This window comes from Nostoc sp. CALU 546, assembly GCF_048836525.1.
In genome coordinates, this window is the sequence record NZ_JAWJTF010000066.1 from 718 (window position 1) to 16,675 (window position 15,958).

Here is a 15,958-nt window from a genome sequence, read left to right on the forward strand (position 1 = left end):
CCAGTAAACAGGCGCTTTGTCATTGCCAGGGCTTCAATGTAGAGAGGTTCGGCATCGTTGTACCGCCCTTGGCTATAGTAGAGGAAAGCTAAATTGTTTAAGCTACCAGCTACATCGGGATGGTTGCCAGTAAATAGAGCTTGGCAAACATTTACACATTGCTCACACCAAGGTTCTGCTAATTTATATAATCCTTGTCCTTCGTAAAATTTTCCTATTCTCTCAAATACCCAGATTACTTCATCGTTGGGGACTGATGCTAGAGAAATTATCTGTGCCTCTTTTGCTTTTTTTATCTCTGCAATTAAACAGTTTCCTAGGTCTTCGAGATGGGGAACGACATCTTTGATGCTTTCAATCTGCTCAGAAGTTGGTGACTGGGCAAGTATTTTGGCTTTGGCTTTCATGGCAGTGACAAAAGTCGTTTCCAAAACTGATTTCATCTCGCCAGAGGTCGTTAACTGCTCTTGCAAAAACCACCGCACTAAAGCATGAATTTTATAACATCCTTCTCTTTCTTCTAAGAGTTGCAATAAGTTGCGCCCGTAAAGTTGATTTTTAGCTGCGTTTAATTCATCTTCAGACCAAGTTAGCTGTCTTTGTTGTTGATTTTCTGCTTCCTCTCCACCTGTCGCCACCCAAATAACCAAATCCCAAAGAATCTGTACAGGAGAAAATAAACTCAAAAATCTTCCTAGTTGCTGTGCCAGTGGGTCGAGTTCTGACCAAGTTAAAGCAAAGGCGGCTTTGACTCCCAGTTGAGTTGAATTGAGAGTTTCTCGGTTTTGTAAAGCTGCTTCTGCTAATTTACGTTCTTGCAATCGCCCAAACATGATATCTAAAGATATGTCCGGGTCGCGTACTAAATAACCTCCCACTAACTCTATCCCCAAGGGCAAATATTCCAGACATTCACATATTGCTGTTGCGGCTTGTGGTTGGTTTTCAACTCGCCGATCTTTTTTCCCTAATAATCCTTTTAACAGTTCTAAGGCTTTCCCTGGTTCTTTTTGGGGCGAGAGAACATCTAAGGGAATCTCTTGAATAAAATTCGGGTCTAAATGCCGCAGTCGAGTAGTAACTAAAACTTGGAAGCGATTATTGTTGGGAACGACTTTGCGGAGGTTGTCTAAATCAGTTATATCATCGAAGACGATTAAAATCGGCAAGGGAGAGTCGGGATATTTAGACCAACACCAGGCGACTTGTTCTTTAAGGCTTAAAAGTCTTCCTCCTAATTCTTGGGGAATCTCCAAACCAAACTGCAACTGAAAAAACTCTAAAACTTCGGCGGCGAGATTGGTTTCTCTGTCGTTAAACCAGGCAATGCCGCCATAATCTTGTTCATATCGTCTGGCGTATTGGGTGGCTAATTCAGTTTTGCCTACGCCTCCCATTCCCGCTATTGCTACATAGTCTTTGCGCTGCAAGTCTTTATGCACCATTGTCAGTTCCGTTTCTCGCCCGACGAAATGGACGGAACCGCGATAGGGGATAGATTTTGTGGGAGTTAACTGTTTTTGCCCCTCAATAATTTGAGTGCCAATGTTAACTTGAGCGCCAGGGGCGGCATAAGCGCCAATTTTTTCGGCAAACTTCCCGGAGTCTTCAGGCATAGATAGTAAAGTTAAATGCCGTTACAGTTAAATTTTGCATCAGTTGCAACACCCGCCTCAGAATGAATTCTAAGGCTAATAGCTAAAGTCTTCTTTAGAAGACTAAGAAAAAAGTTTTAGTCCACTTGAGTGGACTTGAGCTATTAGCCCGGAAATTTATTTCTGGGCGGGCTGGGGGGCTAATCGAGAATCATGCTAAATTTTGAAATAATTTTAAATTAAAAGGACTGATTCTGAATATTTCCTGTTCCACCTGGCATAACAACCTGACCAATTTTGTCTGCCAATTTCTCTAGGTTAGGCATAGCCAGAATTTCTGCAAGTTTAGGATTTGGTTCTGCTTTTGCTGCTTCTACCAATTCTTTAGCTGCTTCTGCCACTTCAGAATTATCTTTAGCAGCCAATTCTACCTCTAGTACAGCCTTTTGATAATCAAGTGGTTGTTCTGGTGCTTTCTCGATCGCTGCTACAGTATGAGGAGACTGTTTTTTGAGCGTGACAAGAAACTTGTCAGTCTTATCCAATAAGGTTTCTGTTACCTTTTCGGTTGTTTTTTCTAAGGCTTTGGTGGCTATTATAGTGCCAACAGCGATCGCCGCAGTTTCAAGTATCATATCCTGCCTTGACTATGTGTATCTTATTTACTTATTACCACACCACTTTTGTTATAAATTTTGCAATTGAGTTAAAAAAACCTAGATTATCACCACTAAACATTGCGCTTTAAGTTACTAAAATAATGAGTTTAGTTACCATTACTACAATTTTTGTTACAAACATCATTATTTTCGTTACATTATTACGAGTTTGTTACTAAAATAACGAGTTTAGTTACCATCACTACGATTTTTGTTACAAACATCATTATTTTCGTTACATTATTACGAGTTTAGTTACCAGCACTACGATTTTCGCTACAAAAATCATAATTTTCGTTGATATTGCTGAGTCTATGGTTACACTTGATACCAATATTTGTGGAATTTACCCAACCAAAATTAGGTTTTAGTAGGGCAAGCTAGCTCTAGAACATCATAAAAAGAAGATAATTATGCCTCGGCAAAAGCGTACATATCGCGTTTTAGAGAAAGCTGAATTGAGAATCGCCGGACTCAAAGCAATTGATCCCAGCATGGATTTTGGGGATGCTCGAAATTTGCAAAATCTTACACAAATAATTCAGCAGTACCGTAGCAAAATAGATGCTTATAATACTACTCTAGCTGTGATTGACTCTTACACAAATGAGATGAAAGAGTTGGAAACAACTTTGAGCGACTTGACTGAAAAAATGCTCCTTGGAGTTGCCTTTAAGTACGGCAAAGATAGCCGTGAATATGAAATGGCGGGTGGTGTTCGCAAAAGCGATCGCATTCGCAGAAGCACAGCAACACGCTTAAGGGCAACTCCAGTGGTATAGCAGGAGGCAGGAGGCAGGAGGCAGGAGGCAGGAGGTAAAAGTATTACTATTCCTAGCCTTGGGGTTTTCAAAATGTCCTAACCTATGTGGCTACGGCTATATCATAATCTTTCTCAGAGGATGTTTGAAAAGTCCTCTTGTCGGTATCAAAAGTTTTATATCCCCCTAAATACCCCAATTTATCGGGGGATTTAAGGGGATCTTACTATAGGACTCATATTTGATTTCTGAAAAAACTCAGTACAACTAAGAAGCCTTCTTGACTGTTGCCTGTTGCCTATTGCCTTCTGCCTCCTGCCTCCTGCCTCCTGCCTCCTTCAATTGGAAATCCCCACTCCCTCATTCCCGCGCTTTTTTCCAAGGAAGTTTGACTGTAAATCGACTACCTTTGCCTAACTGACTTTCAGCATGGACAGTTCCACCGTGCAACTCGACAATTTTTTGCACCATCACTAATCCTAAACCGGTGCCTGGGGAACGTTGGGTAGAAGCGTTTTCAACTTGCACAAAAGGTTGAAATAATTTAAAAAGGTCATCGGAAAGCATACCAATACCTGTATCTACCACGCTGAAAAAGATATATTCATTTGTGGAAGTTGGCTGAACTTCAATCCAGACTTCGCCCCCTTCTTTAGTAAACTTGATTGCGTTAGTCAACAAGTTAATAAATACTTGGCGGATGCGGCGTTCATCAACTTGGATGGATTCAAGTTCTTCGGGTATTTGTGCCCTCAATCGAATATTTTTTTGAAACGCCAGATGTTTGACAAAACTTAGACTGAAGTCACATAATCCCTGAATTGAAGTAGCAGCTAGTTGCAGTTCTATCTTGCTAGATTGGGTGTCGGTAAGGTCAAGAATTTGGTTAATCAATTCTAGTAGGTTTTTACCGCTAGATTCGAGCATCTTTAAGGATTGGCGCTGTTCTTCACTCACAGGTCCGTACACTTCATCTTGGAATGCCTCTGTGATTACCAGAATGGAGTTTAAGGGATTTCTCAATTCATGGTTGATGTTTCCTAAAAAGGTGGTTTTGGCACGATTTGCCACTTCGGCAGCTTCTTTAGCCTCACGCAATGCGGATTCTGCACGTTTGCGATTGCACACTTCTAAAGCCAGGGCGACAAATTCCACAATTGAACTAACAAAGTTTTGCTCGCTCAGTTCCCATGTCCGGGGAATACCGACTTGCTCATACAATACTGTTCCCACCATTTCGCCCCCAACCCAAATTGAGGTATCAATTAGGGATACAATATTCTTTGGTTCTAGTAGTTCATCCCATAATTCTTGTACTCGTGGATCGGTGCGAGCGTCGGTGACGGTGATGGTACGAACAGATGCTAAAGCTCTAAAGTAGATTGGATAATCTGCCAAGTAGCGTTCTAGATTAGCCGAATGTCTTTGCTGGCTACGTTCATAAAGACTTATGCATTGTAGTTTGGTGGGCTGGCGCAGCCCACCCTGGGCATCGTTATTAAATAACCACACGCTCACTTGCTCTACTTCTAAAGCATTAGCTGCTTTTTCTGTGATGACTTTGAATGCTGCTTCTAGATTTCCTTCAAAAATTGCTTTGTGATTTGCTAGTTCTGCCAATACTTGACTATGCTGGCGCAGTTTTTGCTCACTGTTAATACGTTCTTGAATCTCTTCCTGTAATTTTTGACTTTCTTGCTTAACTTGCAGTTCTAAATCTTCATTTTTAGTAATCAGTGCAGTAAAGGTTTTGCGTAACTGCTGCGTCATCTCGTTGAAAGATTCACCCAGCACCTCTAGTTCTTTAATGCCTTGTACTTTCACCACTGAGTTTTCATCATTGGTAAAATCGGTTAAATCTTTTGTCGCCGTGCTGAAGTAGAGAATTGGTTGAGTTATCCAACGGGCGGTGACAATCCCCAATAAAGTAGCTAGTATCAATGCTCCGAGACAGAGAAAAATTGTAGTTTGAGTGTTGCGATCAATTTGTCCCATAAAGTCTGCTTCGGGGACAGCTACCACAATTAACCAATTGACATCTGGTTTGCCCTGTAACGGTCTAACTTCTAAAAATTGTCGTTTGCCGTCAACAGAGAAATCTAATTGCTGTAAACTTTGAATCTGGTCAAAGTTACTAAATTTAGTTGTTAAATATTTAGCGGTTGCTTGAGTCAAAGAATTCCCGCTCTGGGAAGCTGCTAACCGAATGGGTTTACCATTTCGTAAGCGGAACGGTTCTTCGGTTGTGGAAGTTGCAACTAATAGCCCCGATCGCTCGATAATAAAAATCTGCCCAGACTTGCCAACTTTAATATTTTGCAGCAAATCTTCAATTTGTGATATATGAGTTAGAGTGCTGTTGACTCCGAGTAACTGACCTTGGGAGTTATAAATGGGTAGAGATGCACTAATGAGGAGTGTGGGGTCAGTGAGGGATGTAAAAATCTGACTAAAGCTGAAATTTTTGGCGTTAACTGCTGCTTGATAATCAGGACGCGATCGCGCATCATAGTTTTTAATCACTTCTGGTAGCTGGGTACGTTGACCTTGAGAGTCAATTCTGTAAGTGTAGAGGTCGTAACCAGTTGACTTTCCGGCTTTTTTGAGTAAAAATTGGCGATCGTTGAGCTTCTCCACCGTTAGGTGTTCCTGCTGTTCATTGCTGGCCGTTAAAGCCAACACATCTGGAAAAATCTTTAACTGCTCTATTAAGAGAGACTCCCAGGTTGCAAGATTCTCTATATTCAGCAACCCCATATCAATGACATTTTGATTACTGCGTAGTACCTGACGCGGAGTTGATAGATAAGTCTGTAAATTCTGCTCAACTCGATTGGCGACTTCACGCCGCAATTCGCTAGCCACCTCATTGACTGCCTTTTGCCCATTGCGGATTGATAAGTATCCAGTCAATCCCACGGCTAGAAAGATTTGCAACAGAAACAACGCTACTAGGATGCGACTTAAAGGTACACCTTTAAACAGCGAAAAAACCCTACCTTGCTCAGTATTTTTGTTCATTTGCCCACTCCCCTTTCCTGTCCTGTAGTACTGAGTACAAAACCTCGACTTCGCTGTTATGTGGGCTGATGCATAGTTTATACTCGGTCGGGTCAAGTGCCAATATACCACTTCTGGCAAAAGAACAAAACGTTAACGTGTAGCTCGTACTTGTTGACTGTTAACGGCATCGAAAAGAGAATATTGGGTTATTCCCGACGACTTTGCTTCTGGAAGTAGTCGCGCCAGCTTTTGGGTAAGGCTTCAAGTTGAGCAGCTTGGTGAAGTAACTCTGGATTGTTCTGCTCACGAGTATAAAGCTGAGTGATATTTGCAACAGTAATATTGTTGTCATCCCGGCTCACCAACTCTAAAGTGTCTCCGGCTCCGACTTCGCCCTCTTGCAAAACACGACAATAAAATCCGGTTCGACGACTTGCAAGAAATTGTTTAACTATATCAGGTCGTCCAAAGCGAATCCCAAGTTTGTAACAGGGTAGGCGAGGTTGTGTCACCATCAGTTTGACAGTGCCAATTTGAAAGCGATCGCCAATATTCACGTCTTCTTCTCTGAGTCCAGCGATCGTGAAATTTTCGCCAAAGATGCCTAGCGGTAGCTCTGTATCAGGCAATTCACCTCGCCAGTAATCGTAATGCTCGAATGGATAGACATAAACTGCTTTGTCTGCTCCTCCATGAACGGTTAAATCAGCTTGCCCATCACCGTCTAAATTGAGTACACGCACCATCACGCGATCGCTGACTGGTTCTTTAAAAATTCCAGTGCTAACTGTTTTCCCTTTCCAGTCCACTTCACGCGGCAGTCCGATATTTACAGAAATAAGTTTCATGAGAATTTGAAATTGGGTCAGTACTCAAGTATCTAAATTGAATCAAAAAATAAGTTAATTAAAGGAGTGTTTGATGAATTAAAAGTGCAATGATAGCGATGTTCTTCACCAATTCATCGTAAAGAGTTACTGCACACATATAGGATTACTACCGGGAGTAGCATCAGGATAGAAAGTGCGGATTCCACCATCTCTTCTTACAAACACTGCCTTAAACATATTACCTTGATCAGTTACATTCAAATGACAAACAGTGTTAGTTGAACTGGTATTGGGGTTATTTTTATAACCTAAAGCTGCTATGGCAAGAATTTCTTCAGCACTGAGAGTATAGGCATAACCTTTAATAGAAGACTGAGCAGTAGTATTGCCAACTTTAACAATAGCGCCAATAGTATAAATCACATTGGGAACAACTTCTTCTCTGGATGCATTGTTATTTAATCTTCCAGCTAAACCTTTTTCTTGAAGTTCCACATAACGGCCAACAAAATGCAATCCACCTATAGAACCTCCTGCAACAGGTTCTCCACATAAAATATGCTCAAAACCATCTGCATTAAACCAGACATTAGTCAAGTCAGCTAAAAAATCTGCATCGGAAGTGCGCCCCAAAACCAGATATCCCCCTACATATTGTTTAATATTTGCCAAAACAGTAGGATTATTTGTCATCATCAACTGGAAGTTAGAAGGGCTGACAACTGTACCAGGTTGTCCACAAAGATCAGTAACTGCTCTATCAAATGTATTCAGAGTTGGAGCAGCAGGAGTAACATCCCCTGGGCTGCCGTATGCTAGTCCAGATACAGGATTGTTGATAGTGTCAAAGAATGGCACAGAACCAGCAGGAAGAGAGGGAGAAGTAGAAGATCCATAATCAGTAATCACAATATCATCAATGTTAGTTCTGTTGGAAGTTCCATCAGTCTTGCGGATTTCGCAACGAGCTATGCCAGAGATATTAGGTGTAAAAGTTGCTGTTTGAAGTGATTTGGAACTGGTTGTAATTGTTGAACCAACTGCTGTCCATGAGGTTCCGCTTGTAGTCGAACACCACAAACCCCAAATTGTGTTGGCATCATTACCATACTTAGCATGTTTGATTGTAACTGTACCAATACCTGTGGAGCGATCAAATTTCATCGTAACTTTGCCACTGTTGCGAATGCGAGTAGATTGCGCTCCGGTTTTGACATCACTTGAAGTATTGCCAATCAAAGCATCATTTAAATTCCAAACGCCTGTACTGAGGGTGACATCAGCCACAGCATAAGCCCCCTTTTGACCAGACTCAAAGCCCTCTGAAATTGTGGCGCTAATTGCTCGTAGGGAAAAAAATGAAAGCAGGAAGACTGCTCCTCCTGCTATCTTCAATGGAAATGCTAATTTCAACATAATCAACAAAGTTAAATATTGAGCTAAATACTAATTGTAAAGTTGATTGATTATCGATCGATTAAGCTCTTTTTAAGACTACAATACTAAATTTAGATTATTAAATCATTGAGTGATTTAACCAAGTTAATTTACACACCCTGGATATAATTAAAGTTTGTAGTAAAAACTTTAGTCCTAAAATTCCTTATTTTAAGCAATGAATCACTCACTACAAATTATAATTTTCTTTATGTTTAATGTAATGCCAAGACTATTATAGGAAGCGTAAATTGTTTTTGGAAAATTTTTAGTAGTCTTGTAGGGTGTGTTTGTAGTCTCTTACGCTTCGCTCACATACCCTACGTATACTTCAAAAATTTAATACTAGTTTTATAGAAAAGACTTCTTGCAAAAGTGGGGGAAAGGGTGAATCCAAAGCTTTCCCTTTTCCCAAACCACAAGGAAAATAAAGAATGCTTATCCGAACCGTATTGAAGTGAAACCCATTTACATTGATTATCCTCAACACAAGCGTATTGAATTATCGAACAGAATTCAGGAGTCAGAATGGGCTAAACGCCCCGCTACCGCTAACAGAATGAATTCTGTATGACTCGCTAACGCTACGCTATCAGTCGCGGATCTGAATCCCCGACTGATTTATTCTGACTCCTGAATTCTGACTTCTGAATTCTTCTTCAAATTGTGAAGCTCATAAATATGACAGAAATTGGTGAAAAACCTAATCAATTTGTTTCTGGTTGAGATTTATGAGTTCTAACTGCCGTTAATCACAAAATCTAACTGTAGACAGATGAAACATGAAGCGTTACTGTTAATGGGAATATCTTTTTTTGTGTTTAGGCTATATTCAAGTCTAGCGCTAGAGAGAAAGAGTTAATCACTTAAGGTTGCTCTTAAATTGTACTGCATCCTGACCCAAGACATAGGTTTTATTACTCATGCTCAACGTATCCACTCACAATTCTCAACAAAATCAACAACTGATTGATACTGCTGACTGGAACGTTATTGAAACGGAGTTTGACCCAACGCAGTTAAATCACAAAGAAACCGTCTTCACTCTTGGTAATGGGTTGTTAGGAGTACGGGGTACGTTTGAGGAAGGGTATTCCCAGGATTTTCCAGCTACACTCATTCACGGTGTTTATGATGATGTGAAAATTGCTAATACCGAACTGGTAAACTGTCCCAACTGGCTGCCATTGGTGGTGACAGTAGCTGGCGATCGCTTTAGCCTGGACAGTGGTAAAATTCTCAACTATGAACGCCGCCTTGACTTGCGTTTAGGTTTAGTTAGTCGTGATGTGCGCTGGCGTAGTCCTAGTGGTCATACCTTAGATTTTCACTTCCAGCGGTTCACGAGTTTAGCAGACCAACATGTTTTGGCGATTCGCGCTCAAGTTACATCAGTAGACTTTGAGGGTGAAATCACCATCGAAGCAGGATTTGACAGCGAACCACATAACCAAGGCGTTAAACATTGGCAAACCTTAAACCAAGGTGGCATAGATCAGATTATCTGGTTAAACAGTCAAACCATCCACTCAGGTATTCAACTGGGGATGGCGGCTAAGTTAGTGGTAGATGGTGACGAGACTACAGCCGTGAGCGTCGAAAATGCCTCTAGTTCTCCCACTTTGACAACCACCTTGGAGTTATACCCAGGAAAAACGGCAATTGTAGAAAAGATTGTCACCCTGTTTACTTCACGAGAGACAGAAATTCCTGTTGCAGCAGCCTTACAAAGACTCGCTGATGAACCAAGATATACTACCCTGTTGGCAGCTCACATTGCGGCATGGGAACAAGTGTGGCAAGACAGTGACATTATAATAGAAGGCGATCGCTTGGCTCAATTAAGCGTCCGTTACAATCTCTTCCAATTACTAGCTGTAACACCGCGTCACGATAGCCGAGTCAGCATTCCTCCCAAAACCCTCTCCGGTTTTGCCTATAGCGGACATATCTTTTGGGATACGGAAATATTCATCCTTCCCTTTCTCACCTTAACTCAACCAGCCCTAGCGCGGAACTTGCTCACCTACCGCTACCACACCTTACCAGGAGCTAGACGCAAAGCTCAAGAAGCAGGTTATCAAGGAGCAATGTTTGCTTGGGAAAGTGCTACTACTGGCGATGAGGTAACTCCGCGCTGGGTACCTGCTCCCAACGGTGAATTAATCCGCATCTGGTGCGGTGACATTGAAGTGCATATCACCGCTGATGTTGCTTATGCAGTTTTACACTACTGGCAAACTACCAACGATGATGATTGGATGCGAGATTATGGCGCGGAAATTCTTCTTGATACGGCTGTGTTCTGGGAAAGTCGGGTGCAGTGGAACCAAGAGCGCCACAGCTATGACATCCTAGATGTGATTGGCCCTGATGAAAATCACGATCGCGTCGATAATAATGCCTTCACCAATCTTATGGTACGGTGGCATTTGCAATCAGCTTTGGCGCTGTGGGACTGGCTCAAACAAGCCTACCCTGAAACCTCAGCAGAACTGGTGCAAAAACTCAACTTAACTACAGAACGGCTGCACAATTGGGCAGAAATTCAAGAACGCCTATTTGTCAATGAAGATGCCCAAACAGGTTTAATTGAGCAGTTTGAAGGCTTTTTCCAGTTAGAAGACGTTAACCTGGCTGATTACGAACCGCGCAGCAAATCTCTACAAGGTTTGTTGGGAATTGAAGCTACAAGCCAAAAGCAGATTCTTAAGCAACCAGATGTATTGATGCTGTTGTATTTATTGCGCGATCGCTATGACTATAACACCCTTGTCACCAACTGGGACTATTACACCGAACGCACCGACCACAGTTATGGTTCTTCACTAGGCCCAGCGATTCACGCCATCTTAGCTTGCGACCTCAATAAACCAACCGAAGCCTACACACATTTTCTGCGATCGGCCTTGGTAGACTTAGAAGACGTAAGGCTTAACGCCGCCGAAGGAATTCACGCCGCCAGTGCTGGAGGAGTATGGCAATCGGTAGTTTTTGGGTTTGGCGGTATTCGGATGACTCAATTTGGCCCCGTTGCTTGTCCCAACCTACCACCTAACTGGACGCGTTTGAAGTTTCGCCTGCAATGGCGTAACGAGTGGTATGACTTCGACTTACAAGCCGAAACAGAAGTCAAAGTTCCCGCATTGGTAGATGCACACCCGAAAATTAATGAGGCTGTGTTCGAGTTGGATGAAGTTTTAATTGATAGCTCAGAGTTTTACTTTTAGAAGCGAGAGTTAGTTATAAGACTTACGCAAAACTATCGCTGTAGGGGCAATTCATGAATTGCCCCTACCTGAAAATTATGCTTTTCGGCTATTCTTTGTGTAATACCAATTCTCCAAAATATGGCTACGGATAATGACGCTCTTACGCGTAGACGCGGAGATTGATCTGTTGCGAGATTATGGAGAATTGGTATAACTTAACTATAAATCCGAGCAAAAAGTCTTTGTTCAGAACATTGAATAGATGGGAACTCTAGCGAATAAGCTTAATTACAGTATCCCACCCAAAACTACCAACGATGCCCCATTCTGCTCATGCCACTTTGGGCCAATCTTCTTACCCTCGCTTAACTAGAAGCCTAAGTGCTATTGAAAGTTGGGGCTTTGGTTTGACAGCTCATATTTCTTGGACGGCATTGGTTCCAGCAATTCATTTTGCTCTCGGTTCCCAAGCTATTTTTGTCTGGATACCTGCGGTGATTTTCGGAATGCTGCTCAACTATCAAGTCAAACGCTTGGGTATGCATTTTATGAATGTGGCAGGAGGAACACCTAACTATGCTAGTAAGCTACTGCAACACTACCCAGGACTTGCTAGCTATGCAGCAATTGGATACCTTCTCAATTGGGTTTCTTACTTGGCAGTTAATACAATCGTACTTAAAGACTTAATTAAGGTGAATTTAGAGGCGCTAGGTATTGCCTGTCCAGACATACTTCTGGAGATTAGCTTTACACTGTTGCCGTTTATCGTCGCCTTTAGTGGTACTCGCGCCCTGAGTATTTTACATTTGTTTTTTGTAATTCCAGCCTTTGGACTGTTAATGACTTTCTGCGTCCAAGGTCTTTGTTGGTTAGCTTTTTCTCCCGCTAGTCCTGGGTTTTTCCCTAGCAATTGGCCACCTTTGAACTTCGTGGATTGGGCAAAGTGGTTCTTTTTCGTCACCTATGCAACCTACAGCTGTGAAACGGCTTCTTCTTTTGTTGCCGATAGCCGCCACCCCACCCAGACGCTACGCTTTCTAGACGTTGCTGCTTGGATGATGCCACCCATCTTTTTAGGAGGGTCTTGGGTGATGATGCGGTTAGCAACCAATCCCAACCTTCAAGACAATGCTTTCTTGAATCTTGTAGCGGCTTCCCAGCCCTTTTGGGGAAGATTTGCTGGTGTAAGTGTTTCTTTTTTGCTAGTAGCTGCAAGTCTTTTAGGTTCGGCAACGGTGGTTTCTAATTGCCCGCGAATTTTGTATCAATTGGCTTTAGAGAAACACATCTCACCAGTATTTTCCGTTGTATCACGTCGGGGTGTGTTTGCCCCAGCATTGACATTAACGCTGGTATTGTGCTTAATCTATCTAATTTGGGGGGATGTCGCGCGAATCGTTGCTGTTGGTAACGTCGGTTGGTTTGTCTCCTTTATGTTACTGCATCTAGGGCTTTGGCTCCGGCGCGATCGCTCAGAAGTTTTGTTCCCTCGCATATCTTTGGGTATTCTGCTAATAGAAGTTGTAGTGCTGTTGGTGGGTGGACTAGCTTGGGGTTGGCTCAACTTGCTCATTGGGTTATTATTTCCCATTGGTGTCATGGCAATAGATGCAGTGATTCGCCGGGTGAACTTCCCTCCGTTCCATCCCAGTTGGTGGATGCAGCGATATCGCACGCGTCCTGTGGTAATTATCAAAGATTCAGTAATTCTTCAGGTGAGCATCCTGATTTTTTTATTGTGTAGTGCAGTAGCAATTGGCTGGTTATTTGGTGTCAAACTTAATCAAGTCGCAACTGCGGGGGGTGAAAATATATTTGTAGTGCTGCTAATGAGTGTCGCATTTGTGGGAGTTGCGATCGCTTGTTGGACAAGTTTACCTCAAGTGGTTGCGATCGCAGAAGCCCGAGAAGCTGCCGAACATCTGTTTACTGTCGCCCAGGATGGTATTTTAGTCTTAGATGATCAAGGCATTATCCAGCAAGCTAACCCAGCTACCGAATCTTTCTTTGGTGTCAACCCATCTGAGTTGCAAGGAAATCACCTCAACAAATGGCTACCTGCATTAGTCTACTATCCAGACCAGTGGATAAAGCGTAGCGAACAAACCCTACTCAGCAATGGGAAAAACAGAACCTTAGAAGTTTCCATTTCAGATAGACCCCATCAAGATTTTCAAGAGTATGTCGTCATTCTTCACGACATTACCCAGCGTAAGCAAGCAGAGCAGATATTGCGATATTCAGAAGCACAATTGCGCCAAGAGGCAAAGCAGCTAGCATCTCAATTGGTGCAGAGTGAAAAAATGTCCAGTTTGGGGCAGTTAGTAGCAGGTGTAGCGCACGAAATCAACAACCCAGTCAACTTTATCTATGGCAATATCGCCCATGCCAATCAATATATCCAAGATTTACTAAGACTACTGCAACTATATCAGCACAACTATCCTAATCCCGGAACGGAAATTAAAAAAGAAACAGAAGCCATCGACTTAGATTTTCTGATTGCAGACTTACCAAACTTGCTCACTTCTATGACAGTTGGTGCCGAACGAATCACAGAAATCGTCTTATCTCTGCGAAACTTTTCGCGGTTAGATGAAGCAGAAATGAAAGCTGTGAATATCCATGAGGGCATAGATAATACGTTGATGATTCTGGAACATCGCCTCAAACCTAAATCTAACTATCTAGCAATTGAGGTGATCAAAGAGTACGGTGACCTGCCATTAGTAGAATGTTATGCTGGACAACTGAATCAAGTATTTATGAATCTTCTCGCAAATGCGATCGATGCTTTAGAAGAGGCAGTGGAAAATGGTCAGTGGAGAATAGAGAAAGCAGCACTCTCTACTCCCCAAATTTATATTAATACTCAACTCACTAGCGACAATCAGGTAGTTATCCGCATTGGTGATAATGGTATAGGCATTCCAGAAAACGTACAAAAACATTTATTTGAGCCATTTTTTACTACTAAACCAGTTGGTAAAGGTACTGGGTTAGGTTTATCTATTAGTTACCAAATTATCACTCAAAAACATCAGGGAAAATTACAATGTATTTCTACTCCTGGTGAGGGAACAGAATTTTTAATTGTAATTCCGTTAAACCAGTAAACTATAGAAATCCGCTTTGATTTCTGAACGTTTCTGAAGGATTTGTTTCAATCCCTAATAGGGATTTTGATGAATTGCAATCACCTACTACTCTACCTACTTTACCAGTTCTCAATTTGTTTCAATCCCTAATAGGGATTTTGATGAATTGCAATTTGCAATTGCATTAATGGACTGGGAATTTAAGAAGTTTCAATCCCTAATAGGGATTTTGATGAATTGCAATGAATCATCCAATACATCGACAAAGTAGATTACAGCGTTTCAATCCCTAATAGGGATTTTGATGAATTGCAATTATCCTCACTAAAAAGCACCGCTGACACAAATGCGTTTCAATCCCTAATAGGGATTTTGATGAATTGCAATCTTTACTTGATGCACATCTGCAAGCTCAACCACAAGTTTCAATCCCTAATAGGGATTTTGATGAATTGCAATAATTGTACTCCCAAAGTAAATCTCGACAATAATAAAGTTTCAATCCCTAATAGGGATTTTGATGAATTGCAATGCTCGTGCATCTTCTTACATTAAAGGACGGATGCCGTTTCAATCCCTAATAGGGATTTTGATGAATTGCAATTCGATTCTGGTAATTGGTACGAACCATCATTAATATCGAGTTTCAATCCCTAATAGGGATTTTGATGAATTGCAATTTACAACGATACTGAAGAATATTACAAATTTCTTGAGTTTCAATCCCTAATAGGGATTTTGATGAATTGCAATTCAATATCATAGTTCCATCTGATGCAAATTCAAATGTTTCAATCCCTAATAGGGATTTTGATGAATTGCAATGCTTGTTTTTCTATCTCTCTGATTACCAATTCTCGGTTTCAATCCCTAATAGGGATTTTGATGAATTGCAATTTAGATACTACTTTATGGAAATACAATTTATTTGTTTCAATCCCTAATAGGGATTTTGATGAATTGCAATAAGGTTCATTCACTCTCACTACTGCTAGTTATGTACGTTTCAATCCCTAATAGGGATTTTGATGAATTGCAATTGGTCTAGCTATTGATATTGCTCCGTTGAGTGGCAACTACGTTTCAATCCCTAATAGGGATTTTGATGAATTGCAATCCCAGCAATGCAATACGGTAAGGTTGAGTCATCTACGTTTCAATCCCTAATAGGGATTTTGATGAATTGCAATGAAGCTTCAGTTATTACCATCCTCCCAGGCAGAAGAAGTTTCAATCCCTAATAGGGATTTTGATGAATTGCAATGCAATTTTAATTGGGTGGTTGGGTGGCTATTGGGATTGTTTCAATCCCTAATAGGGATTTTGATGAATTGCAATAGCGGCAGCCCGAAAGTCAAGC

General features: G+C 41.5%; 8 protein-coding genes and 1 CRISPR repeat array. Of the genes, 3 read left to right on the forward strand and 5 right to left on the reverse strand.

The genetic code is table 11. The annotated features are described in order from the left end of the window. Both RRG12_RS26955 and RRG12_RS26960 read right to left on the reverse strand, forming a co-directional pair. The coding region (locus tag RRG12_RS26955; RefSeq protein WP_420761271.1) for a tetratricopeptide repeat protein at positions 1–1,616 on the reverse strand (1,616 nt) is incomplete at its 3' end. Positions 1,617–1,834: 218 nt separating this feature from the next. After that, positions 1,835–2,230 carry a hypothetical protein gene (locus RRG12_RS26960; protein WP_420761272.1) on the reverse strand — a complete coding sequence of 132 codons (396 nt, stop codon included), beginning with the start codon at positions 2,228–2,230 and terminating at the stop codon, positions 1,835–1,837. A 437-nt stretch (positions 2,231–2,667) separates the two neighbouring features. Between RRG12_RS26960 and RRG12_RS26965 the strand changes: the two genes are divergently transcribed. Continuing rightward, on the forward strand, positions 2,668–3,036 hold the full coding sequence (locus RRG12_RS26965) for a hypothetical protein (RefSeq protein WP_420761273.1): 369 nt from the start codon (positions 2,668–2,670) through the stop codon (positions 3,034–3,036). 339 nt (positions 3,037–3,375) lie between these two features. Here RRG12_RS26965 and RRG12_RS26970 read toward each other — a convergent pair whose 3' ends face one another. From RRG12_RS26970 to RRG12_RS26980, 3 genes are all read right to left on the reverse strand, one after another. After that, on the reverse strand, positions 3,376–6,036 hold the full coding sequence (locus tag RRG12_RS26970; protein WP_420761274.1) for an ATP-binding protein: 2,661 nt from the start codon (positions 6,034–6,036) through the stop codon (positions 3,376–3,378). A 188-nt stretch (positions 6,037–6,224) separates the two neighbouring features. After that, the gene (locus RRG12_RS26975; RefSeq protein ID WP_420761275.1) at positions 6,225–6,866 is read right to left on the reverse strand and encodes an MOSC domain-containing protein; all 642 of its coding nucleotides are present in this window, start codon (positions 6,864–6,866) and stop codon (positions 6,225–6,227) included. Positions 6,867–6,992: 126 nt separating this feature from the next. Next, entirely contained in the window at positions 6,993–8,264 is a 1,272-nt protein-coding gene (locus RRG12_RS26980; protein WP_420761276.1) for an EndoU domain-containing protein, read from the reverse strand. A 944-nt stretch (positions 8,265–9,208) separates the two neighbouring features. Between RRG12_RS26980 and RRG12_RS26985 the strand changes: the two genes are divergently transcribed. Continuing rightward, a complete protein-coding gene (locus RRG12_RS26985) occupies positions 9,209–11,515 on the forward strand; it encodes a glycoside hydrolase family 65 protein (protein WP_420761277.1) in 2,307 nt (768 codons plus the stop codon). A 299-nt stretch (positions 11,516–11,814) separates the two neighbouring features. After that, positions 11,815–14,616 (forward strand): ATP-binding protein, encoded by a 2,802-nt coding sequence (locus RRG12_RS26990; RefSeq protein ID WP_420761278.1) that lies wholly within the window; start codon positions 11,815–11,817, stop codon positions 14,614–14,616. A 44-nt stretch (positions 14,617–14,660) separates the two neighbouring features. After that, a CRISPR array of direct repeats spans positions 14,661–15,936; the repeat unit is 37 nt; unit sequence GTTTCAATCCCTAATAGGGATTTTGATGAATTGCAAT. Positions 15,937–15,958 lie beyond the last annotated feature (22 nt).

Coding starts and splice junctions, on each gene's coding strand:
- RRG12_RS26985 (WP_420761277.1), top strand. CDS start 9,209: ATGCTCAACGTATCCACTCACAATTCTCAACAAAATCAACAACTGATT.
- RRG12_RS26980 (WP_420761276.1), bottom strand. CDS start 8,264: ATGTTGAAATTAGCATTTCCATTGAAGATAGCAGGAGGAGCAGTCTTC.
- RRG12_RS26960 (WP_420761272.1), bottom strand. CDS start 2,230: ATGATACTTGAAACTGCGGCGATCGCTGTTGGCACTATAATAGCCACC.
- RRG12_RS26975 (WP_420761275.1), bottom strand. CDS start 6,866: ATGAAACTTATTTCTGTAAATATCGGACTGCCGCGTGAAGTGGACTGG.
- RRG12_RS26990 (WP_420761278.1), top strand. CDS start 11,815: ATGCCCCATTCTGCTCATGCCACTTTGGGCCAATCTTCTTACCCTCGC.
- RRG12_RS26970 (WP_420761274.1), bottom strand. CDS start 6,036: ATGAACAAAAATACTGAGCAAGGTAGGGTTTTTTCGCTGTTTAAAGGT.
- RRG12_RS26965 (WP_420761273.1), top strand. CDS start 2,668: ATGCCTCGGCAAAAGCGTACATATCGCGTTTTAGAGAAAGCTGAATTG.